At 63.2% G+C, this 19,048-nt stretch carries 22 protein-coding genes and 1 tRNA gene; 9 read left to right on the top strand and 14 right to left on the bottom strand.

Annotated elements, in window-relative coordinates:
* Positions 1-135 precede the first annotated feature (135 nt).
* Complete coding sequence (locus NKH29_RS23250) at positions 136-678, top strand: sigma-70 family RNA polymerase sigma factor (protein WP_352483526.1); 543 nt, start codon at positions 136-138, stop codon at positions 676-678.
* 1 nt (position 679) lies between these two features.
* Positions 680-1,318, top strand: coding sequence for an NrsF family protein (locus tag NKH29_RS23245; protein ID WP_352847588.1), 639 nt, complete (start codon positions 680-682; stop codon positions 1,316-1,318).
* A 9-nt stretch (positions 1,319-1,327) separates the two neighbouring features.
* Here NKH29_RS23245 and NKH29_RS23240 read toward each other — a convergent pair whose 3' ends face one another.
* The 7 genes from NKH29_RS23240 to NKH29_RS23210 all read right to left on the bottom strand — a co-directional run bounded on the left by NKH29_RS23240 (position 1,328) and on the right by NKH29_RS23210 (position 6,750).
* The gene (locus NKH29_RS23240) at positions 1,328-2,206 is read right to left on the bottom strand and encodes a 3-hydroxybutyryl-CoA dehydrogenase (RefSeq protein ID WP_023721073.1); all 879 of its coding nucleotides are present in this window, start codon (positions 2,204-2,206) and stop codon (positions 1,328-1,330) included.
* 114 nt (positions 2,207-2,320) lie between these two features.
* Positions 2,321-3,250 carry an electron transfer flavoprotein subunit alpha/FixB family protein gene (locus NKH29_RS23235; protein ID WP_352817710.1) on the bottom strand — a complete coding sequence of 310 codons (930 nt, stop codon included), beginning with the start codon at positions 3,248-3,250 and terminating at the stop codon, positions 2,321-2,323.
* Between the two features lie 21 nt (positions 3,251-3,271).
* Positions 3,272-4,021, bottom strand: a complete 750-nt coding sequence (locus NKH29_RS23230; RefSeq protein WP_352641376.1) for an electron transfer flavoprotein subunit beta/FixA family protein — start codon at positions 4,019-4,021, stop codon at positions 3,272-3,274.
* A gap of 207 nt (positions 4,022-4,228) precedes the next feature.
* Positions 4,229-5,032, bottom strand: coding sequence for a rhomboid family intramembrane serine protease (locus NKH29_RS23225; RefSeq protein WP_023721071.1), 804 nt, complete (start codon positions 5,030-5,032; stop codon positions 4,229-4,231).
* A gap of 25 nt (positions 5,033-5,057) precedes the next feature.
* Positions 5,058-5,639, bottom strand: coding sequence for a cob(I)yrinic acid a,c-diamide adenosyltransferase (locus NKH29_RS23220; protein ID WP_023721070.1), 582 nt, complete (start codon positions 5,637-5,639; stop codon positions 5,058-5,060).
* Positions 5,640-5,668: 29 nt separating this feature from the next.
* Positions 5,669-5,860 carry a twin transmembrane helix small protein gene (locus tag NKH29_RS23215; protein ID WP_023677950.1) on the bottom strand — a complete coding sequence of 64 codons (192 nt, stop codon included), beginning with the start codon at positions 5,858-5,860 and terminating at the stop codon, positions 5,669-5,671.
* A gap of 23 nt (positions 5,861-5,883) precedes the next feature.
* Complete coding sequence (locus NKH29_RS23210) at positions 5,884-6,750, bottom strand: SDR family oxidoreductase (protein WP_352483565.1); 867 nt, start codon at positions 6,748-6,750, stop codon at positions 5,884-5,886.
* Between the two features lie 57 nt (positions 6,751-6,807).
* On the opposite strand from NKH29_RS23210, the gene NKH29_RS23205 reads away from it, so the two are divergent.
* On the top strand, positions 6,808-7,662 hold the full coding sequence (locus tag NKH29_RS23205) for a YihY/virulence factor BrkB family protein (RefSeq protein ID WP_031194564.1): 855 nt from the start codon (positions 6,808-6,810) through the stop codon (positions 7,660-7,662).
* On the opposite strand, the gene NKH29_RS23200 is transcribed toward NKH29_RS23205, so the two are convergent.
* Positions 7,629-8,519: a DMT family transporter gene (locus tag NKH29_RS23200; protein WP_023721067.1), complete on the bottom strand. Its 891-nt coding sequence runs from the start codon at positions 8,517-8,519 to the stop codon at positions 7,629-7,631. The two genes, NKH29_RS23205 and NKH29_RS23200, sit on opposite strands and share 34 nt — an antisense overlap.
* A gap of 145 nt (positions 8,520-8,664) precedes the next feature.
* Entirely contained in the window at positions 8,665-9,540 is an 876-nt protein-coding gene (gluQRS, locus tag NKH29_RS23195; protein ID WP_023721066.1) for a tRNA glutamyl-Q(34) synthetase GluQRS, read from the bottom strand.
* 124 nt (positions 9,541-9,664) lie between these two features.
* On the opposite strand from gluQRS, the gene NKH29_RS23190 reads away from it, so the two are divergent.
* Together NKH29_RS23190 and NKH29_RS23185 are read left to right on the top strand one after the other, a co-directional pair.
* Positions 9,665-10,306 carry a DNA-3-methyladenine glycosylase family protein gene (locus NKH29_RS23190; RefSeq protein WP_023721065.1) on the top strand — a complete coding sequence of 214 codons (642 nt, stop codon included), beginning with the start codon at positions 9,665-9,667 and terminating at the stop codon, positions 10,304-10,306.
* Between the two features lie 129 nt (positions 10,307-10,435).
* Positions 10,436-10,993, top strand: a complete 558-nt coding sequence (locus NKH29_RS23185; RefSeq protein WP_023677956.1) for an HNH endonuclease — start codon at positions 10,436-10,438, stop codon at positions 10,991-10,993.
* Positions 10,994-11,223: 230 nt separating this feature from the next.
* Here NKH29_RS23185 and NKH29_RS23180 read toward each other — a convergent pair whose 3' ends face one another.
* The gene (locus NKH29_RS23180; RefSeq protein ID WP_023721064.1) at positions 11,224-11,742 is read right to left on the bottom strand and encodes a disulfide bond formation protein B; all 519 of its coding nucleotides are present in this window, start codon (positions 11,740-11,742) and stop codon (positions 11,224-11,226) included.
* 29 nt (positions 11,743-11,771) lie between these two features.
* On the bottom strand, positions 11,772-12,359 hold the full coding sequence (locus NKH29_RS23175) for a YqaA family protein (protein WP_352483530.1): 588 nt from the start codon (positions 12,357-12,359) through the stop codon (positions 11,772-11,774).
* A 370-nt stretch (positions 12,360-12,729) separates the two neighbouring features.
* On the opposite strand from NKH29_RS23175, the gene NKH29_RS23170 reads away from it, so the two are divergent.
* The 4 genes from NKH29_RS23170 (at position 12,730) to NKH29_RS23155 (ending at position 17,284) form a co-directional block, all read left to right on the top strand.
* Positions 12,730-14,589: an ABC transporter ATP-binding protein gene (locus NKH29_RS23170; protein ID WP_353000646.1), complete on the top strand. Its 1,860-nt coding sequence runs from the start codon at positions 12,730-12,732 to the stop codon at positions 14,587-14,589.
* Positions 14,590-14,947: 358 nt separating this feature from the next.
* Positions 14,948-15,565: a CPBP family glutamic-type intramembrane protease gene (locus NKH29_RS23165; RefSeq protein ID WP_353000645.1), complete on the top strand. Its 618-nt coding sequence runs from the start codon at positions 14,948-14,950 to the stop codon at positions 15,563-15,565.
* A gap of 75 nt (positions 15,566-15,640) precedes the next feature.
* A tRNA-Leu gene (locus tag NKH29_RS23160) sits at positions 15,641-15,725 on the top strand.
* Positions 15,726-16,024: 299 nt separating this feature from the next.
* Positions 16,025-17,284, top strand: coding sequence for a hypothetical protein (locus NKH29_RS23155; RefSeq protein WP_352909930.1), 1,260 nt, complete (start codon positions 16,025-16,027; stop codon positions 17,282-17,284).
* Here NKH29_RS23155 and NKH29_RS23150 read toward each other — a convergent pair.
* The 3 genes from NKH29_RS23150 to NKH29_RS23140 are packed head-to-tail and all read right to left on the bottom strand — an operon-like array spanning position 17,277 to position 19,011.
* The gene (locus tag NKH29_RS23150; protein ID WP_352789504.1) at positions 17,277-17,822 is read right to left on the bottom strand and encodes a hypothetical protein; all 546 of its coding nucleotides are present in this window, start codon (positions 17,820-17,822) and stop codon (positions 17,277-17,279) included. The two genes, NKH29_RS23155 and NKH29_RS23150, sit on opposite strands and share 8 nt — an antisense overlap.
* Entirely contained in the window at positions 17,822-18,415 is a 594-nt protein-coding gene (locus tag NKH29_RS23145; RefSeq protein ID WP_023721058.1) for a hypothetical protein, read from the bottom strand. The genes NKH29_RS23150 and NKH29_RS23145 overlap by 1 nt, the downstream gene beginning before the upstream one ends.
* Entirely contained in the window at positions 18,412-19,011 is a 600-nt protein-coding gene (locus NKH29_RS23140; RefSeq protein ID WP_031194561.1) for a hypothetical protein, read from the bottom strand. Before NKH29_RS23140 ends, NKH29_RS23145 begins: the two co-directional genes overlap by 4 nt.
* Between the last annotated feature and the right edge of the window lie 37 nt (positions 19,012-19,048).

Genomic DNA, 19,048 nt, shown 5'->3' with positions numbered 1-19,048 from the left:
GTCAACATTGCTGGCCCGCTCAATCGCTCAAAAGGAGCAAACTTTCGTGATGCCCAGCTAATTTGCCTTGGACATTATTTCGCCGGCCACGTAACAAACCAGCGCCGAGACGCGAATATCGGGGAGTGAACTCTTGTGAGCGGCAAGGACGAAGCCGAGCTTTCCCGGCTGCTGCGGGCCGCAATCGCCGGAGACGAAAGGGCCTATGCCGACTTTCTGCACCGGATCGCCGCCCTCGTTCGTGGCTTTGCCCGGCGCAAGATCGTGCAGGGCGGGGTCGATCCCGAGGACGTCGTGCAGGAAACCTTGCTGGCCATTCATGTGAAACGACATACCTGGCGCCATGATGCGCCGGTGCTGCCTTGGGTTTATGCAATAGCCCGCTTCAAGCTGATCGATGCGTTCCGGCGGCGCGGCCGGCGGATCGAGATCGAGATCGACGAAATCGCCGAGACCTTTGCCGAGCCGGAATCGGAGACGATCAGCGAGCGCGACGTCAACCGGGCACTCGACTGCCTGTCGCCGGCGCAGCGTTCGGTCGTCTCGGCCGTGTCGGTCGAAGGCCGTTCGATCGGCGAGACGGCGGCGAAATTCGGCATCAGCGAGACGGCTGTGCGGGTGTCACTACACCGCGGGCTTGCCGCCATTGCCAAACGGTTCGGGGCGGGGCGGGAATAGCATGAGGACCGAAGATCTTATCAAGGCGCTCGATGCCGATGTCCGCAGCAAGGCGCTGCCGCTGGGCGCCGCCTGGTTGCTTGCAACCGGCGCGGCCATCGTGATCGCGGCCGCGGTTTTCTGGCTGACGATCGGCCCACGTCCCGACATCGCATTTGCCATGCACACGATGCGGTTCCTGTCCAAATTCGTCTTCACGATTGCTCTAGCCGTCAGCGCCTTTGCCCTCGTCCGCGCGCTGTCGACGCCCGGTGCATCGACAGGGCGGGCGGCGAGCTGGATGATCGCCGCGCCGCTGCTGGTGATTATGGCCGTGATTCTCGAACTCCTCGTCGTGCCTGCGTCCGACTGGGGCACGCGCCTGGTCGGCACGAACATGGTCATCTGCCTGACCTTCATTCCGTTGATCGGCATCGGCCCGCTTGCCGTCTTTCTCGCGGTGCTGCGCCATGGCGCGCCAACAAGGCCGGTGCTTGCCGGTGCGACCGCGGGCCTGCTTGCCGGCGGGCTGGCGGCGACCTTCTATGCAGCGCATTGCTTCGACGATTCGCCGCTTTTCGTCGGCACCTGGTATACGATCGCGATCGCCGGCCTTGCCGCGCTCGGGGCGGTCGGCGGACGGCTTTTCGTGCGCTGGTAGCGGTGGCGATCAGCGCGTCGGAACGGGATGCTCGCCGCGATAGTCGTAGAAGCCGCGCCCGGTCTTGCGGCCGAGCCAACCGGCCTCGACATATTTGACCAGCAGCGGGCAGGGGCGGTATTTCGAATCCGACAGGCCGTCATGCAGCACCTGCATGATCGACAAGCAGGTATCCAGCCCGATGAAGTCGGCAAGCTGCAGCGGCCCCATCGGATGGTTGGCGCCGAGCTTCATGGCGGTATCGATGGCGTCGACCGAGCCGACACCTTCATAGAGCGTGTAGATCGCCTCGTTGATCATCGGCAGCAGGATGCGGTTGACGATGAAGGCCGGGAAATCCTCCGAGACGGTGATCGTCTTGTCGAGCTGCTTCACATAGGTTTTTGCTGCCTCGAAGGTCTGGTCCTCGGTGGCGATGCCGCGCACCAGCTCGACCAGCTTCATCACCGGAACCGGGTTCATAAAATGTATGCCGATGAAGCGTTCCGGGCGGTCGGTCTGCGAAGCCAGCCGGGTGATCGAGATCGACGAGGTGTTCGTCGCCAGGATGGCCTCGGGGTTGAGTTGCGGGCAGAGCTGAGCATAGATCTTGCGTTTGACTGTCTCGTCTTCGGTCGCCGCTTCGATCACCAGATCGGCGCCCGCAAGGTCGGCCATGGCCGGCGCGGCGGAAATGCGCGCCATCGCCTCGTTGCGCAGCTTTTCCTCAAGTTTGCCGGAGCCGACCTGACGGGCCATGTTGCCGCTGACCGTAGCAATGCCCTTTTCGATGCGGTCGGGCGAAATGTCGTAAACCAGCACCTTGTAGCCCGCCAGCGCCGATACATGGGCGATGCCGCCACCCATCTGGCCCGCGCCGATGATGCCGATCGTCTCGATCTTGCTCATTACCCGATCCCGTCAAGGCCTTTGCGGCCTGCTTTTTGTGCAGTGCAAACTAAAAGGGCGGGGCGACTTCGTCTACCCCACCCCGCAGAATTTAATACGCTTTGGCAGAGGGCGTCAAAGCGCCTTTTGCAGTTCCGGCAGAATGACGAAGAGGTCGCCGACGAGGCCGTAGTCGGCGACTTGGAAGATCGGCGCTTCCTCGTCCTTGTTGATGGCGACGATGACCTTTGAATCCTTCATGCCGGCAAGGTGCTGGATGGCGCCGGAGATGCCGACGGCAATATAGAGATCGGGCGCCACCACCTTGCCGGTCTGGCCGACCTGCCAGTCGTTCGGCGCATAGCCGGCATCGACCGCGGCGCGAGATGCGCCGACAGCCGCACCGAGCTTGTCTGCGACCGGCAGGATGACCTCCTGGAACTTCTCGGAGGAGCCCAGCGCACGGCCGCCCGAAATGATGATCCTGGCCGAGGTCAGCTCCGGACGGTCGGTCTCGGACAGCTTGTTTTCGACAAAAATCGACAGGCCGGGATTGGCTGCCGCCTGAACCGTCTCGACCGGCGCGGAACCGCCCTCGGGTGCTGCCTGAAAGGAAGCAGTGCGCACGGTGATGACCTTCTTGGCGTCGCTCGACTGCACGGTCTGGATGGCGTTGCCGGCATAGATCGGTCGCTTGAAGGTGTCGGGCGACACGACTTCGATGATTTCCGATATCTGGGCGACATCGAGCAGGGCCGCGACGCGCGGCGAGACGTTCTTGCCCGACGAGGTCGCCGGCGCAATGATCGTGTCGTATGGCTCAGCAAGCGAAATGACGAGCGCCGCCAGCGGTTCGGCGAGACGCTCGGTCAGTTCGTCGGCGTCGGCGAGCAGCACCTTGGTGACGCCCTTGAGCTTGGCGGCGGCGTCCGCTGCCGGCTTGGCGCCCTTGCCGGCAACCAGCACATGCACGTCCGAACCGATCTGCAGCGCCGCCGAAAGCGCCTTGGCAGTCTGGTCGGAAAGCGCCGCGTTGTCGTGTTCGGCAATCAGAAGAATTGTCATTTTTGTTGTCCCTTCCTGGCCCTACAGCACGCCGGCTTCGTTTTTCAGCTTGTCCACCAGTTCGGCGACGCTCTTGACCTTGACGCCCGCCTTGCGGCCGCCCGGCTCCTCGGTCTTGATCACTTTCAGCCGCGGCTTGACGTCGGCGCCGTAGTCGGCAGGGCTCTTCTCGTCGAGCGGCTTCTTCTTGGCCTTCATGATGTTGGGCAGCGACGCGTAGCGTGGCTGGTTCAGCCGCAAATCGGCCGTGACGATTGCCGGCATCTTCAGTTCCAGCGTCTGCAGGCCGCCATCGACCTCGCGCGTCACCGTGGCCTTGTCACCGTCGAGCACGATCTTGGAGGCGAAGGTGCCCTGCGCCCAGCCGAGAAGTGCAGCCAGCATCTGGCCGGTCTGGTTGGAATCATCGTCGATCGCCTGCTTGCCGAGAATGACCAGGCCGGGCTGTTCTGCCTCTACGACCCCCTTCAGCACCTTGGCGACGCCCAGCGGCTCAGTCAGCTCGTCGGTCTTGACCAGGATGGCGCGGTCGGCGCCCATGGCGAGCGCCGTGCGCAAGGTCTCCTGTGCCTGTTGCGGCCCGATCGACACGACGATGATCTCTTCGGCCTTGCCCGCTTCCTTCAGCCGGATCGCCTCTTCCACCGCGATCTCGTCGAACGGGTTCATCGCCATCTTGACGTTGGCGAGTTCCACCGCCGAACCGTCCGCCTTCACCCGGACCTTGACGTTTGCATCCACAACCCGCTTCACGGGCACAAGGATCTTCATTTGCCTGTCACCTCTTTCACGATAGTCTCTTCACGCTCGTCGGGCGCGCTATAGCAGCGTGCACCTCTTCAGAGTTGTCGAAAGCCGACATTCCGGACGGAATTCTGGTCTCGCCACGCCAGTAGGGTGGCGCTTCCGTAGTTGCGGCGACCCCGCCCGTCAATATCCCGGGCGCACTCGGATCCTCGGCAAAGCATTCAAATCGGTTCAGTCCGGCCCGGAAACGCTTCCCCGGCCCCAGCGCGGCGCCGGCTGGGCGGGCGGCAGATCGCTTGCCGGCGGCTCCACGGCAATGGGCGCCGGCCCGGCGACTACGGCTGGCTCCTCGTCGGCGCCGGCGAGTAGCGGCACGCCGCGGCTGCGCAAGACAAGCACCAGCACGGCTCCGGCGATGATGCCGCCGATGTGGCAGGCCCAGGAGACCTGGTCCTCGCCACCCTGGGCAAACATGAAGATCTGGAACAGAATCCACAGGATGAGCGGGATGAAGGCCGGGATGCGCAACGGGATGCGGGCGAAGACCAGCACCCATACCTTCACCCGCGGATAAAGGATCAGATAGGCGGCGACGACACCGGCGATGGCGCCCGACGCGCCGATCAGCGGCACTTGCGAATCCCAGGCCACCAAGCCCTGGAAGAAAGCGCCGGCAATGGCGCAAAGCAGGTAGAAGACGAGATAGCGGACATGGCCGAGCGCATCCTCGACATTGTCGCCGAACACCCACAGGAACAGCATGTTGCCGCCGAGGTGGAAGATATCCGCGTGCAGGAAGGAATAGGTCAGATAGCTCAGGCTCTCCGGAATGACGACAAATTGCGGAGCGAGCTCGACGCTGTCATGCACAACCGACGGGATGAAGCCGAGGCCCAATACCGCGGCGTTGGCGAAGTCCTCGCCGCCAAGTGTTGTTACAAAATAGATCAACACATTGAGCGCGATCAGGCTGATCGTCACATATTGCAGCTTGATGTGCCGCAGCCGGTTGGTGTCGTAAAGCGGGATGAACATCGGGCCTCTCCCGCTTCCGGCGGATTCAGCGGTTCTTGCCGGGAACCCATAGCACGTCGGCATTTCCATTGTCATTGACCGCGCGTGCGGCGACGAACAGAAAGTCCGAGACACGGTTGATGTATCTTATCGCCTCGCGGTTGACGTGCTCGTCTGGATCTTGTGACAGCGCCACCATGATGCGCTCGGCGCGGCGGGCCACCGTGCGGGCGAGGTGAAGGGCAGCCGCTGCCGGCGTACCGCCGTTGAGCACGAAGGATTTGAGCGGCTCAAGGTCCTTGTTGAGGAGGTCGATGTCCTGTTCGATGCGCTCGGTCTGCGAGGCGATGATGCGCAGCGGCTCGTAGTCGAGCGGCTTGCCATTATCGGGGACTGCCAGATCGGCGCCGAGATCGAAAAGATCGTTCTGGATGCGGCCGAGCATCGCATCGATCGCCGGATTTACCGCCGCTGTATGGATGCGAGCCATGCCGATGCAGGCATTTGCCTCGTCGACCGTGCCGTAGGCGTCGATGCGAAGGTCGGATTTCAGCCGCCGCTCACCAGAACCGAGGCCGGTGGTGCCATCGTCGCCGGTGCGGGTGTAGATCTTGTTGAGCTTGACCACGGGTTACCTCCCGGCTGCCGGCCGGTGCGTCACTTACGGGTGAAATACACCGCCAGCATTATCAGCACCAAGGCCACGAACTGCAACAGCACGCGCGTCTGCATCAGCTTGTTGGAGGTCATGCTGGAGCCGCCGCGCATCATGTTGATGAGGCCGCGGATCAGCACGATCACCACGGCGACCATGACGAGAACAGCGAGGATGTTGAAGACAGTTGCCATGGTGTGTTCCAGTTGGATTGCGTTCAGGCGCGTTTGGCGAGCAGACGATAGAGTACCGAAGACGGCAGGATGCGTTTAAGGATCGCGCCGATCCTGGCCGGCACAGTTACCACATAATGCGGGCGCGGGCGCCGCGACAGAAGCGCATGGCGCAAGGCGGCATAAACCACCTCTGGCCCGGGCTTCAGCCGCGATGTGCTGCCGCCGGCCCGCAGCCGTTTGAGTTGCACAGCATAGGCGAGGCGATGGACTGAGTTCTCGTGATCGATGTTCGCAAGGAACCAGGGGAGGCTGTTGCTGGCGATCTTCGATTTCACCGCCCCCGGCTCGATCAGCGAAACATGGATGCCGCTGCCGAGGAGTTCTTGATAAAGGGACAGCATCAGCCCCTCGACGGCGTGCTTCGATGCCGAGTAAGCGCCACGGAAAGGCAGCGGCGCGAGGCCGAGGATCGATGAGCAATGAACGAGACGACCATGGCCCTGGCGGCGCATCACCGGTACGACACGGCGAGTGAGATCGTGCCAGCCAAAGACATTGGCCTCGAACTGCTGCCGCAAAGCTTCGACCGCCAGGTCCTCGACGGCACCGGGCTGCCCGTAGGCGCCGTTGTTGAAAAGGGCATCGAGCCGGCCGCCGGTCCGCTCCAGCACCGACGCCACCAGCGCCTCGATCGATCCGGGCTCGGTGTAGTCCAGATAAAAGGCCTCGATGCCGTCGGCCTCGAGCGTAGCGATATCTTCCGGCTTTCGGGCCGTTGCGAACACCCGCCAGCCTTCCTTCTTAAGAGCATGGGCGCAATAGGCGCCTATTCCGGAAGAGGCACCGGTGACAATGATGGTGCGCAACTCTTCTTCGGGAGGAATGGTGGTTTGACCGAGGGTTGTCATTTGCCGCAAACCCTTCCCATATTCGCGGCGTCGGGACAATCGAAGGGAACGCGGTTCTTGTTGCGGAAGATCGTAGCCCTCAAACGCGTGCTCTACGACGCGCTCGGCCATTTCAACACCGACGACGGCTGGGCAATGGCCAGCCATCTGGCGATCACCGCGCTGATGGCGCTTTTTCCTTTCCTGATCTTCGCCACGACGCTGGCGAGTTTTTTCGGCGCGCAGGCTTTCGCCGACACCGCCGTGCACCTTGTGTTCGACACATGGCCCGAGCAGATCGCCAAACCGATCGCGCGCGAAGTGCTCAACGTGCTTACCGTCAGGCGCAGCGACCTGTTGACCTACGGTATCGTGCTTGCCGGATACTTCGCCTCGAACGGCATCGAGGCGCTGCGCACCTCGCTCAACCGCGCCTATCGTGTCTCAGAAACGCGCGGCATCATCTACCGGCGGGTGCAGAGCATCATCTTCGTGCTGATCGCGACGGCCGGGTTTTTGGCGATCAGCGTGCTGCTGGTCTTTGCGCCATTGCTGGCGCGGCTGGCCGAATCTCATCTTGAATGGATAAAACCCTATATGGGCACGATCACCCTCTGGCGTTACGTCATCGCCTCGGTCGTCATCATCGGCGGCCTGTTCGCCGTGCATTTCTGGTTGCCGGCCGGCAAGCGCCGGTTCGTTTCGATCGTGCCTGGCATTATCTTCACGCTGGTCGGCTGGCTCATCGGGTCGACCATCTTCGCCGCCTATCTCGACCATTTCTCGTCCTATGTGACGACCTATGCCGGCCTCGCCTCGATCATGATCGCCGTTGTCTTCCTCTACATCGTCTCGGCGATCTTCATCCTCGGCGGCGAGCTCAACGCCGCGATCAGCCGCTATTTGGAGGCGCGCGCCCGCGTCGGTGGCTGAGCCGTCGCCAGCCCGACGCCGAGCGTCGCGATGGCCATGCCGGCGATCTGGAGTGGGCTCAGCTGCTCGCCGAACAATGTCCAGGCGATGACCGCGGTGACGGCCGGCACGAGGTAAAACAGCGAGGCGACCTTCGACATCTCGCCGTCGCGGATCATTACCATCAACAGGAAGATGGCACCGATCGACAGCACCAGCACGAGCCAGGCCGTGGCGAAGATCAGTTCGCCGTTGACGATCACCGTTCGGGTCTCGAAGGCGAGCGAGGCCAGAGCCATCACCGATGCGCCGCCGACATATTGCCAGAACGTGGCAGCCACCAGATCGCCGCCGGAGGCGAAACGCTTCTGCCAGATCGTGCCGGCGCTCATGCCGAGTACGGAGACCAGCGAGGCGCCCAATGTTTCGGCGGTCACGCCGCCGCCGAGCGCGCCGAGCTTCGGCCAGAGCACGATTACCACGCCGATCAACCCGAGGCCGAGACCGGCCCAGTGGCGCGGCAGGATGGCCTCGCCCAGAAGCCGGCCGGCGAGCACTGCCGTGATCAGCGGCTGCAGGCCGACGATCAGGGCTGAAAGCCCTGCGGGCATGCCCCGGTGGATGGCCCAGAACACGCCGCCGAGATAGACCCCATGCATCAGGATGCCGGCGCCGGCTGCGTGCAGCGCCTCGTCGCGGGTGGCGCGGCTCGAACCAAGCGCGGCCATCAACGCGACAAGCAGGATTGCGGCCAGGACAAAGCGCGCAGCCAGGAAAGTAAAAGGCTCGGCCCACGGCATGGCATAGCGCGCGCCGATGAAGCCGGTCGCCCACAGGACGACGAAAGAGGCGGGGATGAACCGCTTGAGGCTGTGCATTTTCCGGAGGCCGCGGTGAATTCGGGTGAGGGATCGACTGCGGCGATTGCTTAATGCCGTTCGGGCCGGCAAGCAAAACCAAACGGTTGATCCATAGAGTCATTTGAATTGAAGGAGCGCCGTTGATGGCCGTCGGCTCACCGGTCTAAAGACCGACCAGCCGCCTGACATCGTCGGGCGAGGCGCCCGCCTTACACTGGGCGGCAAGGCCGGTATCGCCAAGACTCTTCGACAGTTTTCGTCCATCCGGGCCGAGGATCAGGCGATGGTGGAAATAGGCCGGCTGCGGCAGGCCAAGCAGTTGCTGAAGCAGCCGCTGCACGCTGGTCGCGGAATAAAGGTCCTGGCCGCGCACGACATGGCTGACGCCCTGCAGCGCGTCGTCCAAGGTGACGGCGAGATGATAGCTGGTCGGGATTTCGCGGCGCGCCACGATCACGTCGCCCCAATCCTGCGGTCGGGCCTCGACATGACGCGTCCCAGAGAGCGTCTCGTCCGTGTATTCGGCCCATGTCAGGTCCCTGCCGACCCGCGCCATTGCCGCATCGACGTCTAGCCGCCAGGCAAATGGTGCACCTTCGACGATGCGCCGCTTACGCTCGCTGGCCGGCAGCGCCTTGTCGGCGGCGGGATAGAGGGGCACGCCGTCCGGGTCGCGCGGCCAGTCGCGACCGCGCTTTTCGCTGTCGGCGATGAAGGCGCGGATCTCACTTCTGCTCATGAAGGCTGGATAGACAAGCTCCTCTTCGATCAGACGCTCGAGCATAGCCTGATATTCGGCAAAATGCTCGGACTGGCGGCGCACCGGTTCCTCCCAGCCAAGCCCCAGCCATTTCAGGTCGCGAAAAATGCCCGCCTCGAATTCCGGCGTGCAGCGTGTCGTGTCGATGTCCTCGATGCGCAGCAGCAGGCGTCCGCCCGCCGCCTTGGCCATTTTCTGGTTGAGCAGTGCCGAATAGGCGTGGCCGAGATGCAATTCGCCATTCGGGCTCGGCGCGAAGCGGAATGTCAGCAGTGTCATTGTCCGGCGGCAATCGGGTTGTGCGGCGCTTTCGCCAATTGCTACTTTGCGCCGGCAGCGTCGCGCGTCCAGAGGGACGCGTGACGAAGCGTGTGCGGCACTTTTGATTTTGGAACAAGCAGACATGCAACGCATCGCCAACCTTGACGACATTGTAGAAGGCCTGGACGCGCTGTGCCTGCTAGATCCGCGCCTGGACAAGGTGCGCGGCATGGCCGGCGAGGTGCCGCTCAGGCTGTCGGAGCCGGGCTTCAGGAGCCTTGCCTCGATCGTCGTTTCGCAACAAGTGTCCCGCGCGAGCGCCGATGCCATCTTCGGCCGGCTGACGAAACTGCTCGATCCGCTGACGCCGCAGGCGATACTAGCCGCCGATGAGGCGGTCTTCCGCGAGGTCGGGCTGTCGCGGCCCAAGCAGCGCGGCCTGATTGCCGTCGCCCAGGCGGTGGCCGACGGGCTCGACCTCGATCACCTCTGCCAACTCGATGCGACGGTAGCGATCGCTGCCATGACCAAGGTGCCGGGCATCGGCCCGTGGACGGCTGAAGTCTACCTTTTGTTTGCCGCCGGACACCCAGATATCTTTCCGGCGCGCGATGTTGCGTTGCAGAGCGCGGTCGGCCATGCACTCGGCATCGAGCCGCGTCCGCCGGAGAAAATGCTGATCCGGCTTGCCGAATCATGGAGCCCGTGGCGCGGTGTCGCATCGCGGCTTTTCTGGGCTTATTATCGCGAATTGAAGGGCAGGGATGCCGCGCCTCCGGCCTGAATCCGCAAAAAAGCATTGAAATCATGCGTTTTTGAGACCCGGCATGATCGACAATCCGCTTCACATCCCTGTCATGTCGGGCTTACAGTATCCGCGTCGACCGGTTCTAGGGTGAAGGAGGTCAACGACGTGACGGTTGCCGTATCTCCGGATGGGCTTCCAGCGCTGGTGCTGAATGCGGATTACCGTCCGCTCAGCTATTACCCCCTGTCGCTCTGGTCCTGGCAGGATGCCATCAAGGCGGTGTTCCTCGAGAGGGTGAACATCGTCGCCGAATACGAACACGCCGTGTCTTCGCCGACCTTTTCGATGAAGCTGCCGAGTGTCGTCAGCCTGAAGGCCTACGTGAAGCCGTCGAGGCATCCGGCGTTTACCCGGTTCAACGTCTTCCTGCGCGACCGTTTCCAGTGCCAATATTGCGGCACGCCGGACGATCTGACGTTCGACCATGTCATTCCGCGCCATCGCGGCGGCGCCACGACCTGGGAGAATGTCGTCGCTGCCTGCTCGCCCTGCAATCTGAGGAAGGGCGGCATGATGCCGGCCCACGCCAAGATGTGGCCGCTGCAGAAGCCCTACCAGCCGACGGTGCATGATTTGCATAATAACGGCCGGCTGTTCCCGCCCAACCATCTGCACGAAAGCTGGATGGATTATCTGTACTGGGATGTCGAACTGGAGCCTTGAGATCATCCGATAATTCGGGAGGCTGGCCGTCTGAAGCGATTTTCTGCGCTTCCGGCCTTCGCCGGCCGAAGCATTCATGAGCGGTCGTGGTGTGGTAGTTAAGGCTACGGCTGGCGTAGGCTGGTGCTCACGTACTTTAGTACGCTCCGCTCCGGTTCTCGATAATCACTTGATACGACTCAGCCTGCCGAATTCTTGAATAATCTCGCGTCGGCGCAAGGGTGAACCGCTCAATCGCGGGCAAAGGCGCTGCGGAAGGCGACGACTGCCAGGACAAAGCTGGCGATGGCGTTCCAGCCGGCCAAGGACAGGCCGAGGATGCGGAGCGCCGCCTTGTCGCAGGAGGGCGGGACGAATTTGTCGAGCGCGTCGAGCACGCCCTTGCCGCCGGTGTCCACCGGTCCGGCGGCTGCGGTGCAATCGGTCGGGCCCGGCCACCACGCCCATTCGACGCCGGAGTGATAAACGCTGAGATAGAGGCCGTAGAGCATCAGCAGGCCGCCAATGGCCAGCAGGCCACGACTTATCCAGGCGGGCGCCTTAAGGGCCGACGCAAGCACCGCCAGCAGCATCAAGGGCACGCCGACATAGTAAGGGGTGCGCTGCTCGAGGCAGAGCTTGCAAGGGATGTAGCCGCCAACATACTGGAAGGCCAGCGCCGAGCCGACTGTGGCGGCCATGGCGACGGCGAGGAACAGGGCGGTGCGCAGCCGCTGGCGTCCGGTATCGGCATTCACGGTCGCTGTCATCGGAATCAGTCCATTCGGTTCGATGCCGTTCAGACGGCGTATTTGACGACGATATAGAGCAAAATCAGGGCAGCGGCGCCGGCGCCCGCAATGTGGCCAAGGCGCTTTTCGATGAAGTGGCGGATCGGCTCGCCATAGCGGCGCAAGAGCCAGGCGAGAAACAGGAAGCGAGCTCCGCGCGCAACGATTGCCAGCACGATGAACAGCAGCAAAGGAACGCCGATGACGCCGGACAGGATTGTCACCACCTTGATCGGCGGCAGATGGGCGAGGCCGGAGGTGACCAGCATCAGGATGATGAAGCCAACACCCGACGAGACGCGCATCGCCTCGAACTCGTCATATTTGCCGTAAAATTCGAGGATCGGCCGCGCCACCGCGTCATAGGCGTAGTGCCCGATGAACCAGCCGGCGATGCCGCCCAGCACCGAGGCGACGGTGGCGACCAGCGCGTAACGATAGGCGCGATCCGGCCGCGAAAGCGCCATCGGCAGATAGAGCACGTCGGCCGGCACCAGGAACACCGAGCTCTCGACGAAGGCGATGAAGGCCAGCCACCATTCGGCCGATTTGCTGGCCGCCAGCGACAAGGTCCAGTCGTAAAGTCCGCGAAGCATCGGCACTCCTAATGCACGCCCAAACCGGTAGTGGTCTTGGGTCACGACATGTACAAACAAGACTTGGAAGCGCGCCGTATCAATCTCGTCGGACAAGGTGCGCTTCAATGACATGCGCCGCCTGTCTAGAAAGATTTTCCGCGCTGCACAATGGCAGCTGCTTCACGAAATCGAAAGGCTGAGGCTTGAGCGAGCCCAGATGTCGGGATTTGGCCAGTTGACGACCAGGCCATGGCATCGAGCACCTGCCCGCCTGAAGTGCGTCAAGGCAATATCTAATAAATCGTGGGTTTTCCCGTCGAACACGATCCGTGTTTAAATACGGCGATTTTTGTCACATCCTGTCTTTCCATCCGCCCTTTGCGCCGCCATGACGTTCTCCGATTTCATTTACCGCCCCTTTGAGACGCTCATCCGTCCGCTGGATATTCCACCCGGGCCGCTGCCAGCGAGCGGGCCGTTTGCGCTGCTCCTGCATTTCGCGAGGATGTTCCGCGGCACTCTTGCGGCCATTACCGTCTTGATGATGGCGATCGAGGGGATCAACCTTGCGACGATCTGGGGGGCCTCGTTCGTCGTCGACGGGGTGAGCGCGAAGGGCGCGGCGGTTTTCCTGCACGAGGACTGGCCGACGCTGGTCGTGCTCGGCGTGCTGGTTTTCCCCGTGCTGCCGTTGCTCATCTTCCTGGGCAATGCGCTGAACTCGCAGACGGTGGCCGTATGCATGCCGGCGGCGATGCAATGGCAGGGCCACAAGGCGGTGGAACGCCAGGACCTTGCCTTCTTCCACGATCTCTTCGCAGGTCAGGTTGCGTCGCGCATTTCGCAAGTCGCATCCGCCGTGCAGCAGCAGATCGTCGTGGCCTTTTACAGAATACCGCTGTTTCTGGTGCAGCTCGTCGGTTCGCTCGTTCTGCTTGGCGCGTTATCCTGGCCGCTGGCGCTTCCGGTGTTCGTCTGGATCGCCGCCAACATCGCCATTGCGGTGGTGGCGGTGCCCCAATATTCCGAACGCTCGCGCCGCTCGGCGCGGGGGCGCAGCCTTGTTGTCGGCGCCATGACCGACCTCTACAGCAACATCCAGATGGTCAAGCTGTTTGCGGCGGAAGACAGCGAGGCGGGCGCAATGCGCACCGTCATGGAAAACGCCATCGAGACCCAGCAGCGCGAAAGGCGCATCTATCTGACGACCGACATGGGCGTCGTCCTGCTCAATGTTGCGCTCTTTCTCACCAACGTTGCCATAGGGCTCTGGGGATTTGTCGCCGGCTTTGTCACGATTGGCCAGTTCGCCGCATCGATCGCCATCGTTCAGCGGCTCAATGCCAACTCCCGTGCCTTCCTGCAGATGGGCCAGCAGATTTTCCAGGCGGTGGGCACGATCCGCGACGCAATGCCGGTCGTGACGACGCCGCCGACTATAAAAGACGCGCCGAACGCCAACCCGCTCGACGTCACGGCCGGCGAAGTCGAGTTCAAGAACATCCAGTTCGAATACCGCGAGGGCCAAAGGGTGATCGAAGACCTGTCGCTCACCGTGCGCGCAGGCGAGAAGGTCGGGCTCGTCGGCCTCTCCGGGGCCGGCAAGTCGACCCTTGTCAGCCTGCTCCTAAGGTTCTTCGAGCTGAAGGGCGGCGCGATCCTGATCGATGGACAGGATCTCCGCAGCGTGACCCAGGCCAGCCTTCGGGAGAGCATCGGCGTCGTCACCCAGGACGTCTCGCTGCTGCATCGCTCCGTCGGCGACAACATCCGCTACGGCCGGCCCGATGCCCCGCCGGAGGCGTTGGAGCACGCCGCGCTGCTGGCCGAGGCCGACGGCTTCATCGCCGATCTCAGAGATGCTGAAGGCCGCACCGGCTACGACGCTTTCGTCGGCGATCGCGGCGTGAAGCTTTCCGGCGGCCAGCGCCAACGCGTCGCGATCGCCCGGGTGTTGCTCAAGGATGCGCCAATCCTGGTTCTCGATGAGGCGACGTCCGCACTGGACAGCGAAGCCGAGGCGGCGGTCCAGTCCAAGCTCGCGGTTCTGATGGAGGGCAAGACCGTGATCGCCATCGCCCATCGCCTGTCGACCATTGCCAGGATGGACCGGATCGTCGTCCTCGACAAAGGCCGCATCGTCGAGGAGGGAAAACCATCGGCGCTGTTGGAACGCGACGGGCTCTATGCCCGACTGTGGAAGCGTCGGACCGGCGGCTACATTGCCGACGCCATCGAGGAGATGTGAGCCGCCCTCGGTGATGATGTTTTGCTCATGGCCGGCTCGACACATTCTGCTTTCACTCCAGAAACCGGAATTGGCTGAACTCGTTTCCACCGTAGCGTTCGGAAGCCGATCATGAGCGAAGCCACAGTCCCGAACTCCCGTGCCGCCATTCTCGAGCGGCGATCTGCCGGCGTGCTGACATGGTCCGGCCCCGCCTTGATGTTGTTCGCGCGCTCGGCGTTCGCTGTTGCCGCGCAGGGCCTGGTTGCGGCCATTTATGCAGCGCACGGTTCGGCAACGCCCTGGCGCGACGCAGGGGCTTGGCTGCCGGCATACGGCAGTTTGATCGACGCGGGCTGCCTTGGTCTCCTGTGGTGGCTTGCACGGGCGCGAGGGCATCACGCTGCTCGATTTTATCAGCTTCGATCGCAAACGCTTGGGGCGCGATCTGTTGTTGGGCGTCGCGCTCATCCTCCCGAGCCTCGTTTTCATCTACGGTGGGATCATCGCCAGCAGCCTGTTGGTCTACGGCAACCCTGATGCACTGCAAATATACGGACCTTTGCCGCTCTTGCCTGCGCTTTACGGGGTGCTGATCTTTCCGTTGGTCTGGGGCATTACGGAGCAGACCACCTATAACGGCTATCTTCTGCCGCGTTTCCAAGTCTTGTCGGGAAGCACGGGATTTGCCGTTGCCGTCGTAGCGTTTTCCTGGTCGTTTCAGCACGCCGTGATGCCGCTGACGTTCGACCCACACTTCATGCTCTACCGGCTCTTGGCGCCTATCGCCCATTCGACATTCATCACCCTCGTGTACCTGCGCGTGCGCCGCATCCTGCCGCTGGCGACGGCGCATTGGCTCATGGATGGGGGTGTCAGCATTCATCGGCATTCTGTGGCCGCTGTTGAGGTAGAAGGGTTCAAACGGGCTGAGATGCCCACTATGGACCGAAGCCTCCGATCGACGAAATCGAAAGCCTGGGCTTGGGCTAGATAGGGTCTCGGGAATTGGCCAGTTGACGAACAGGCCTCCAACCGTATAGTCCGCGCCCATCCAGGCCGCCCGGCCTGAGCCCCTATGGCGGAATTGGTAGACGCGCTCGACTCAAAATCGAGTTCCGCAAGGAGTGCTGGTTCGATCCCGGCTAGGGGCACCATTTCTTAAATTCCCACGCCACTTCTTATTAAACCCAAGGGCGTCGGTGGGATCGTCCACGACGCCCTCGACGGCATCGAATGGTTGCGTCTTGCCTGTTGCCGCAAGCTGCCCAAGCTTCCGCTGAACGGTGCGCGGACTAGACCCAAGCGCAATTGGGCGTTCCTCACCACCGCAATCGGGCGTGCTGCGGTCCCCGCCATCACGAGGGATGCGCCGCCAACTCCGCGGTCAGCTGGTATAGCCGAACCGGACATTCCGTGGATTGAGGCGCCGGTCTTGCTCGGCTATGCACATGGCATGACAACGACCGACGATATTGTCAGGCCTCTTTCCCTTACCGTGGGTCTTATTGCCCGCTTCTGGCCGCAACTGCTGCTTCTCGGCGCCATCGGCTATGTAGCGCGCGACCTCCTGCTCAACGCGGCAGTCACGGTGGGCCTCGTCAATCCCCTCGGCGGGATGGTTGTGCTTTCGCTGGTGGTGCTGACGAAGCTTCTGGTCATCGTGGCGATGTTCGTCGCCCTGCGTCCGGGACTGCCGGCACTCGCCTCGCTTCGCCAAATGTCGGCAAGCGGTGCGAAACAGGAGAAAACGTCCCAGCCCGCCGACCACTTGCTGGCGGTGACCGCGGCCGCCATCTTGCCCTTCTTCGCCTATTACGCCGCATGGGGATTCCTCGGCGACAGTGTGCGAGAATATTCGCGGCTGGCGCTCGAACGCATTCCGCTGGGAGAAAGCGCCGACATATTCGGCCTGCTGCGCTCCAGCGGCCTCATTGCGTCGATTGTCGGCTGCTGGTTGGTCCGCTGGTTCGCGAAGCGCATGAACAAAGGCGCGCGCAGGCCTTACTGGCGGCTGCTCGTCGTGGCGGCGGATGCAAGCTGGATTTTTATCGGGCTCTATGCGCTCGATATCTGGAAGGACGAGTTCATCACCTGGATCGGGGCTAGTGCGTTGCGCAGCGAACTCAGCATGGGCGCAGGATCGCTTGTCCTGTCGATCGCCGCTCACGCTGCCGAAGGCTTCACGCCGGCCGAGTTCAGGCAGCCCGGCATCCTGGAACAGGCGCAAAGCCTGTTCTTCTATGCGCTTCTGCCAATGGTCTGGCTGGTCATGGCGGCGATCATCAACGGCTACGAGCTGACGGCCGCTTCGGCAGCGGCCGCGCCGCCGCCGTCGCGCGGGTCCACCTGGCGCAAATGGTTGAGCGACTTCATCACGCATTTCCTCGGCGGCTACCGCTCGCGCTATGCGCCGATTTGGGCCTGTCTCAAGCTCACGCTCGGCGCAGGACTCGCGACGCTGCTCACCTTCGTCGTCGCCTACCGGCTGATCGGCTGGCTTTGCGCCTGGCTGTGGTTTGGCGCGACGCGGACGCTCGGCGCGCCAGACCTCGATAGATGGCAGGTCGTCTTCAGCTTCGCCAGCGTGTTCATCGGCAGTCCGAGCGATCTTGACGGCGGCATAGTGCTCGACGCCTTGAGGATCGCGCTGCTGGCGGCGGTGCTTGAATTTGCGGTGGCGGCGCAACGGCAGCCGCTGAGGGTCGCTACCTGAAGAGCAGATGGCGCGGCCTGGCGTTCGCCAGCGTGACCGACAGCGCAAGGCCGCTTGCCGTCGCCGGAATGACGAAAGTCTCGGCCATGCGCGCCGTGCCGCGCGTGCCGGCGCCCTGGAAGGCCAGCCCGCCGCAGCGGGGCTTGTCGGCTGCCTCGGGCTGCATCTTGCGCACGACGGGCCGGGTCAGGAAGGCAGGCAGCCAGCGGCGGCCTTCGGCGTCTGTGAGCACAACGGCGCAGGGGCTTTCTGCAAGGAGACCAGGATCCTCGATCCTCGCCTCGAATTCGGCCAGCACGACGGCTTCATCTGCCGAGCCGCCGGGCAGGCGCGACAGCGTTGTCAGCCGCCATTCGGCCCCGGCGTAGCGCTGCGACTCACCCCTGTCGACCGCGATCGGGTCGCGGTCGCTACCGGATCGCCATGCCTCCAGGCTTTCCCAGGAATGCACCAGCACTGCAGCCGGCAGGGCGAAGCCCAGCCCAGCAAGGCTCAGCCAGTAGCGGCGTCTCTCGGCACGGGAAATGGCCTCCGCCATCACTCGGTCTCCAGCGTCCAAGGCATCGGGCCATCGCTCCGGCGGATCGTCACGGCGCCAGGGATGTCGCCCACCGCAAGTTCGGTGATTGCCACCCGGACCTCTTCACCCAGCGGTGTGAATGCCGATGGCGCGACCAGCACGGTTCCGCCCGCAAGTTCGTTTTCCGGGACTTCGAAAGCCATGAGCACGGGCTTTGGCAGTCCCGGCTCCAGCCGCTCTGCCGGCAGCATTGCCGGCATGGTGGAAATGCGCTGGCTGAGAGAATAGCGCAACCCGCTCGGGCCGAGCCATTCGGCGGAGGTCAGGGTCAGGCTCTCGCGTTTTGCTTCGGCGGCGGCCTCGACCAGGACCCAGACCCCGGAAGTGGTGTAGGTCCGGGTCTGGCCAAAGCGCTCGATCCTTACGGTACGCGCGAGATGCACGTCGCCGACGGCCAGCGCGAAGGCGCGTGCGTCGGTGCGCTTACCCTGCTCGCCAGCAATCGAGACGGGCGAGGTGATGTTGCTGTAGAGCGGGGTAGTCCGCTGCATTGCGTAGAGGATCGCCGCCGCGAAGATGATCGCGCCGGTTTCCTTGAGACCTGTTCTCATTGCCCCGGCCCGACGACCATTTCGGTCTTTACCGGCAATGCCACGATCGCGACCGGATCGCGATCGAACCAGCCCGAGCCGCCGTAGAGATTGTCACGCCGCTTGTAGATCTGGCTGCCCACCACGAGACGCAGATCCTGCGGCAGCGGCTGCGCCTTCGGCCACTCCCAGGCGGCGATCATGTGTTCCGGTATGCCGGGATGGACGCCGCTTGCGATCCATTTGTCGCGTGCAAGATAGAAGGCCGGCGCCTGCACGTCCGTGATCGGCGGGTCGATGTCAAACATGGACGCGAAGGCGTTGCTGGTCGCCGCCGAGCGGTTGTCGAGGTCGAATTCGACCATCAAAAAGGTCTTCGGCTGGGACGGCTCGGTTCCCGTCGGCGGAACCGAGCCGGTTCGGGCACCGCGAAACGTAATAACCCAGCGCCCGGTGTCGATGGGCTCGCCGGCTGCGACCGTTGGAGTTGGCCGCGAGTTGGATGCTTCATACACCGTCATTGCGAATGACGCGGCGGCCGCCGCGAGGCCACCAAGGCCGGCGACGAGAAACGCAAAAAGACGCTGCCGCAAAGTCGATCGCTGTCCGACGGACATGTTTCCTCCCGCGGACTATCCACCAGACCCGAGCCAC

Origin of the sequence: Mesorhizobium sp. M1295 (assembly GCF_040318135.1) — a bacterium.
GTDB lineage: Bacteria > Pseudomonadota > Alphaproteobacteria > Rhizobiales > Rhizobiaceae > Mesorhizobium.
The sequence above is the reverse complement of the archived record's forward strand: the minus strand, read 5'-3'. Positions and strand labels throughout refer to the sequence as shown.

Coding starts and splice junctions, on each gene's coding strand:
- NKH29_RS23145 (WP_023721058.1), bottom strand. CDS start 18,415: ATGAGAACAGGTCTCAAGGAAACCGGCGCGATCATCTTCGCGGCGGCG.
- NKH29_RS23190 (WP_023721065.1), top strand. CDS start 9,665: ATGCAACGCATCGCCAACCTTGACGACATTGTAGAAGGCCTGGACGCG.
- NKH29_RS23140 (WP_031194561.1), bottom strand. CDS start 19,011: ATGTCCGTCGGACAGCGATCGACTTTGCGGCAGCGTCTTTTTGCGTTT.
- NKH29_RS23235 (WP_352817710.1), bottom strand. CDS start 3,250: ATGACAATTCTTCTGATTGCCGAACACGACAACGCGGCGCTTTCCGAC.
- NKH29_RS23215 (WP_023677950.1), bottom strand. CDS start 5,860: ATGGCAACTGTCTTCAACATCCTCGCTGTTCTCGTCATGGTCGCCGTG.
- NKH29_RS23230 (WP_352641376.1), bottom strand. CDS start 4,021: ATGAAGATCCTTGTGCCCGTGAAGCGGGTTGTGGATGCAAACGTCAAG.
- NKH29_RS23170 (WP_353000646.1), top strand. CDS start 12,730: ATGACGTTCTCCGATTTCATTTACCGCCCCTTTGAGACGCTCATCCGT.
- gluQRS (WP_023721066.1), bottom strand. CDS start 9,540: ATGACACTGCTGACATTCCGCTTCGCGCCGAGCCCGAATGGCGAATTG.
- NKH29_RS23155 (WP_352909930.1), top strand. CDS start 16,025: ATGACAACGACCGACGATATTGTCAGGCCTCTTTCCCTTACCGTGGGT.
- NKH29_RS23180 (WP_023721064.1), bottom strand. CDS start 11,742: ATGACAGCGACCGTGAATGCCGATACCGGACGCCAGCGGCTGCGCACC.
- NKH29_RS23210 (WP_352483565.1), bottom strand. CDS start 6,750: ATGACAACCCTCGGTCAAACCACCATTCCTCCCGAAGAAGAGTTGCGC.
- NKH29_RS23225 (WP_023721071.1), bottom strand. CDS start 5,032: ATGTTCATCCCGCTTTACGACACCAACCGGCTGCGGCACATCAAGCTG.
- NKH29_RS23240 (WP_023721073.1), bottom strand. CDS start 2,206: ATGAGCAAGATCGAGACGATCGGCATCATCGGCGCGGGCCAGATGGGT.
- NKH29_RS23200 (WP_023721067.1), bottom strand. CDS start 8,519: ATGCACAGCCTCAAGCGGTTCATCCCCGCCTCTTTCGTCGTCCTGTGG.
- NKH29_RS23245 (WP_352847588.1), top strand. CDS start 680: ATGAGGACCGAAGATCTTATCAAGGCGCTCGATGCCGATGTCCGCAGC.
- NKH29_RS23175 (WP_352483530.1), bottom strand. CDS start 12,359: ATGCTTCGCGGACTTTACGACTGGACCTTGTCGCTGGCGGCCAGCAAA.
- NKH29_RS23150 (WP_352789504.1), bottom strand. CDS start 17,822: ATGGCGGAGGCCATTTCCCGTGCCGAGAGACGCCGCTACTGGCTGAGC.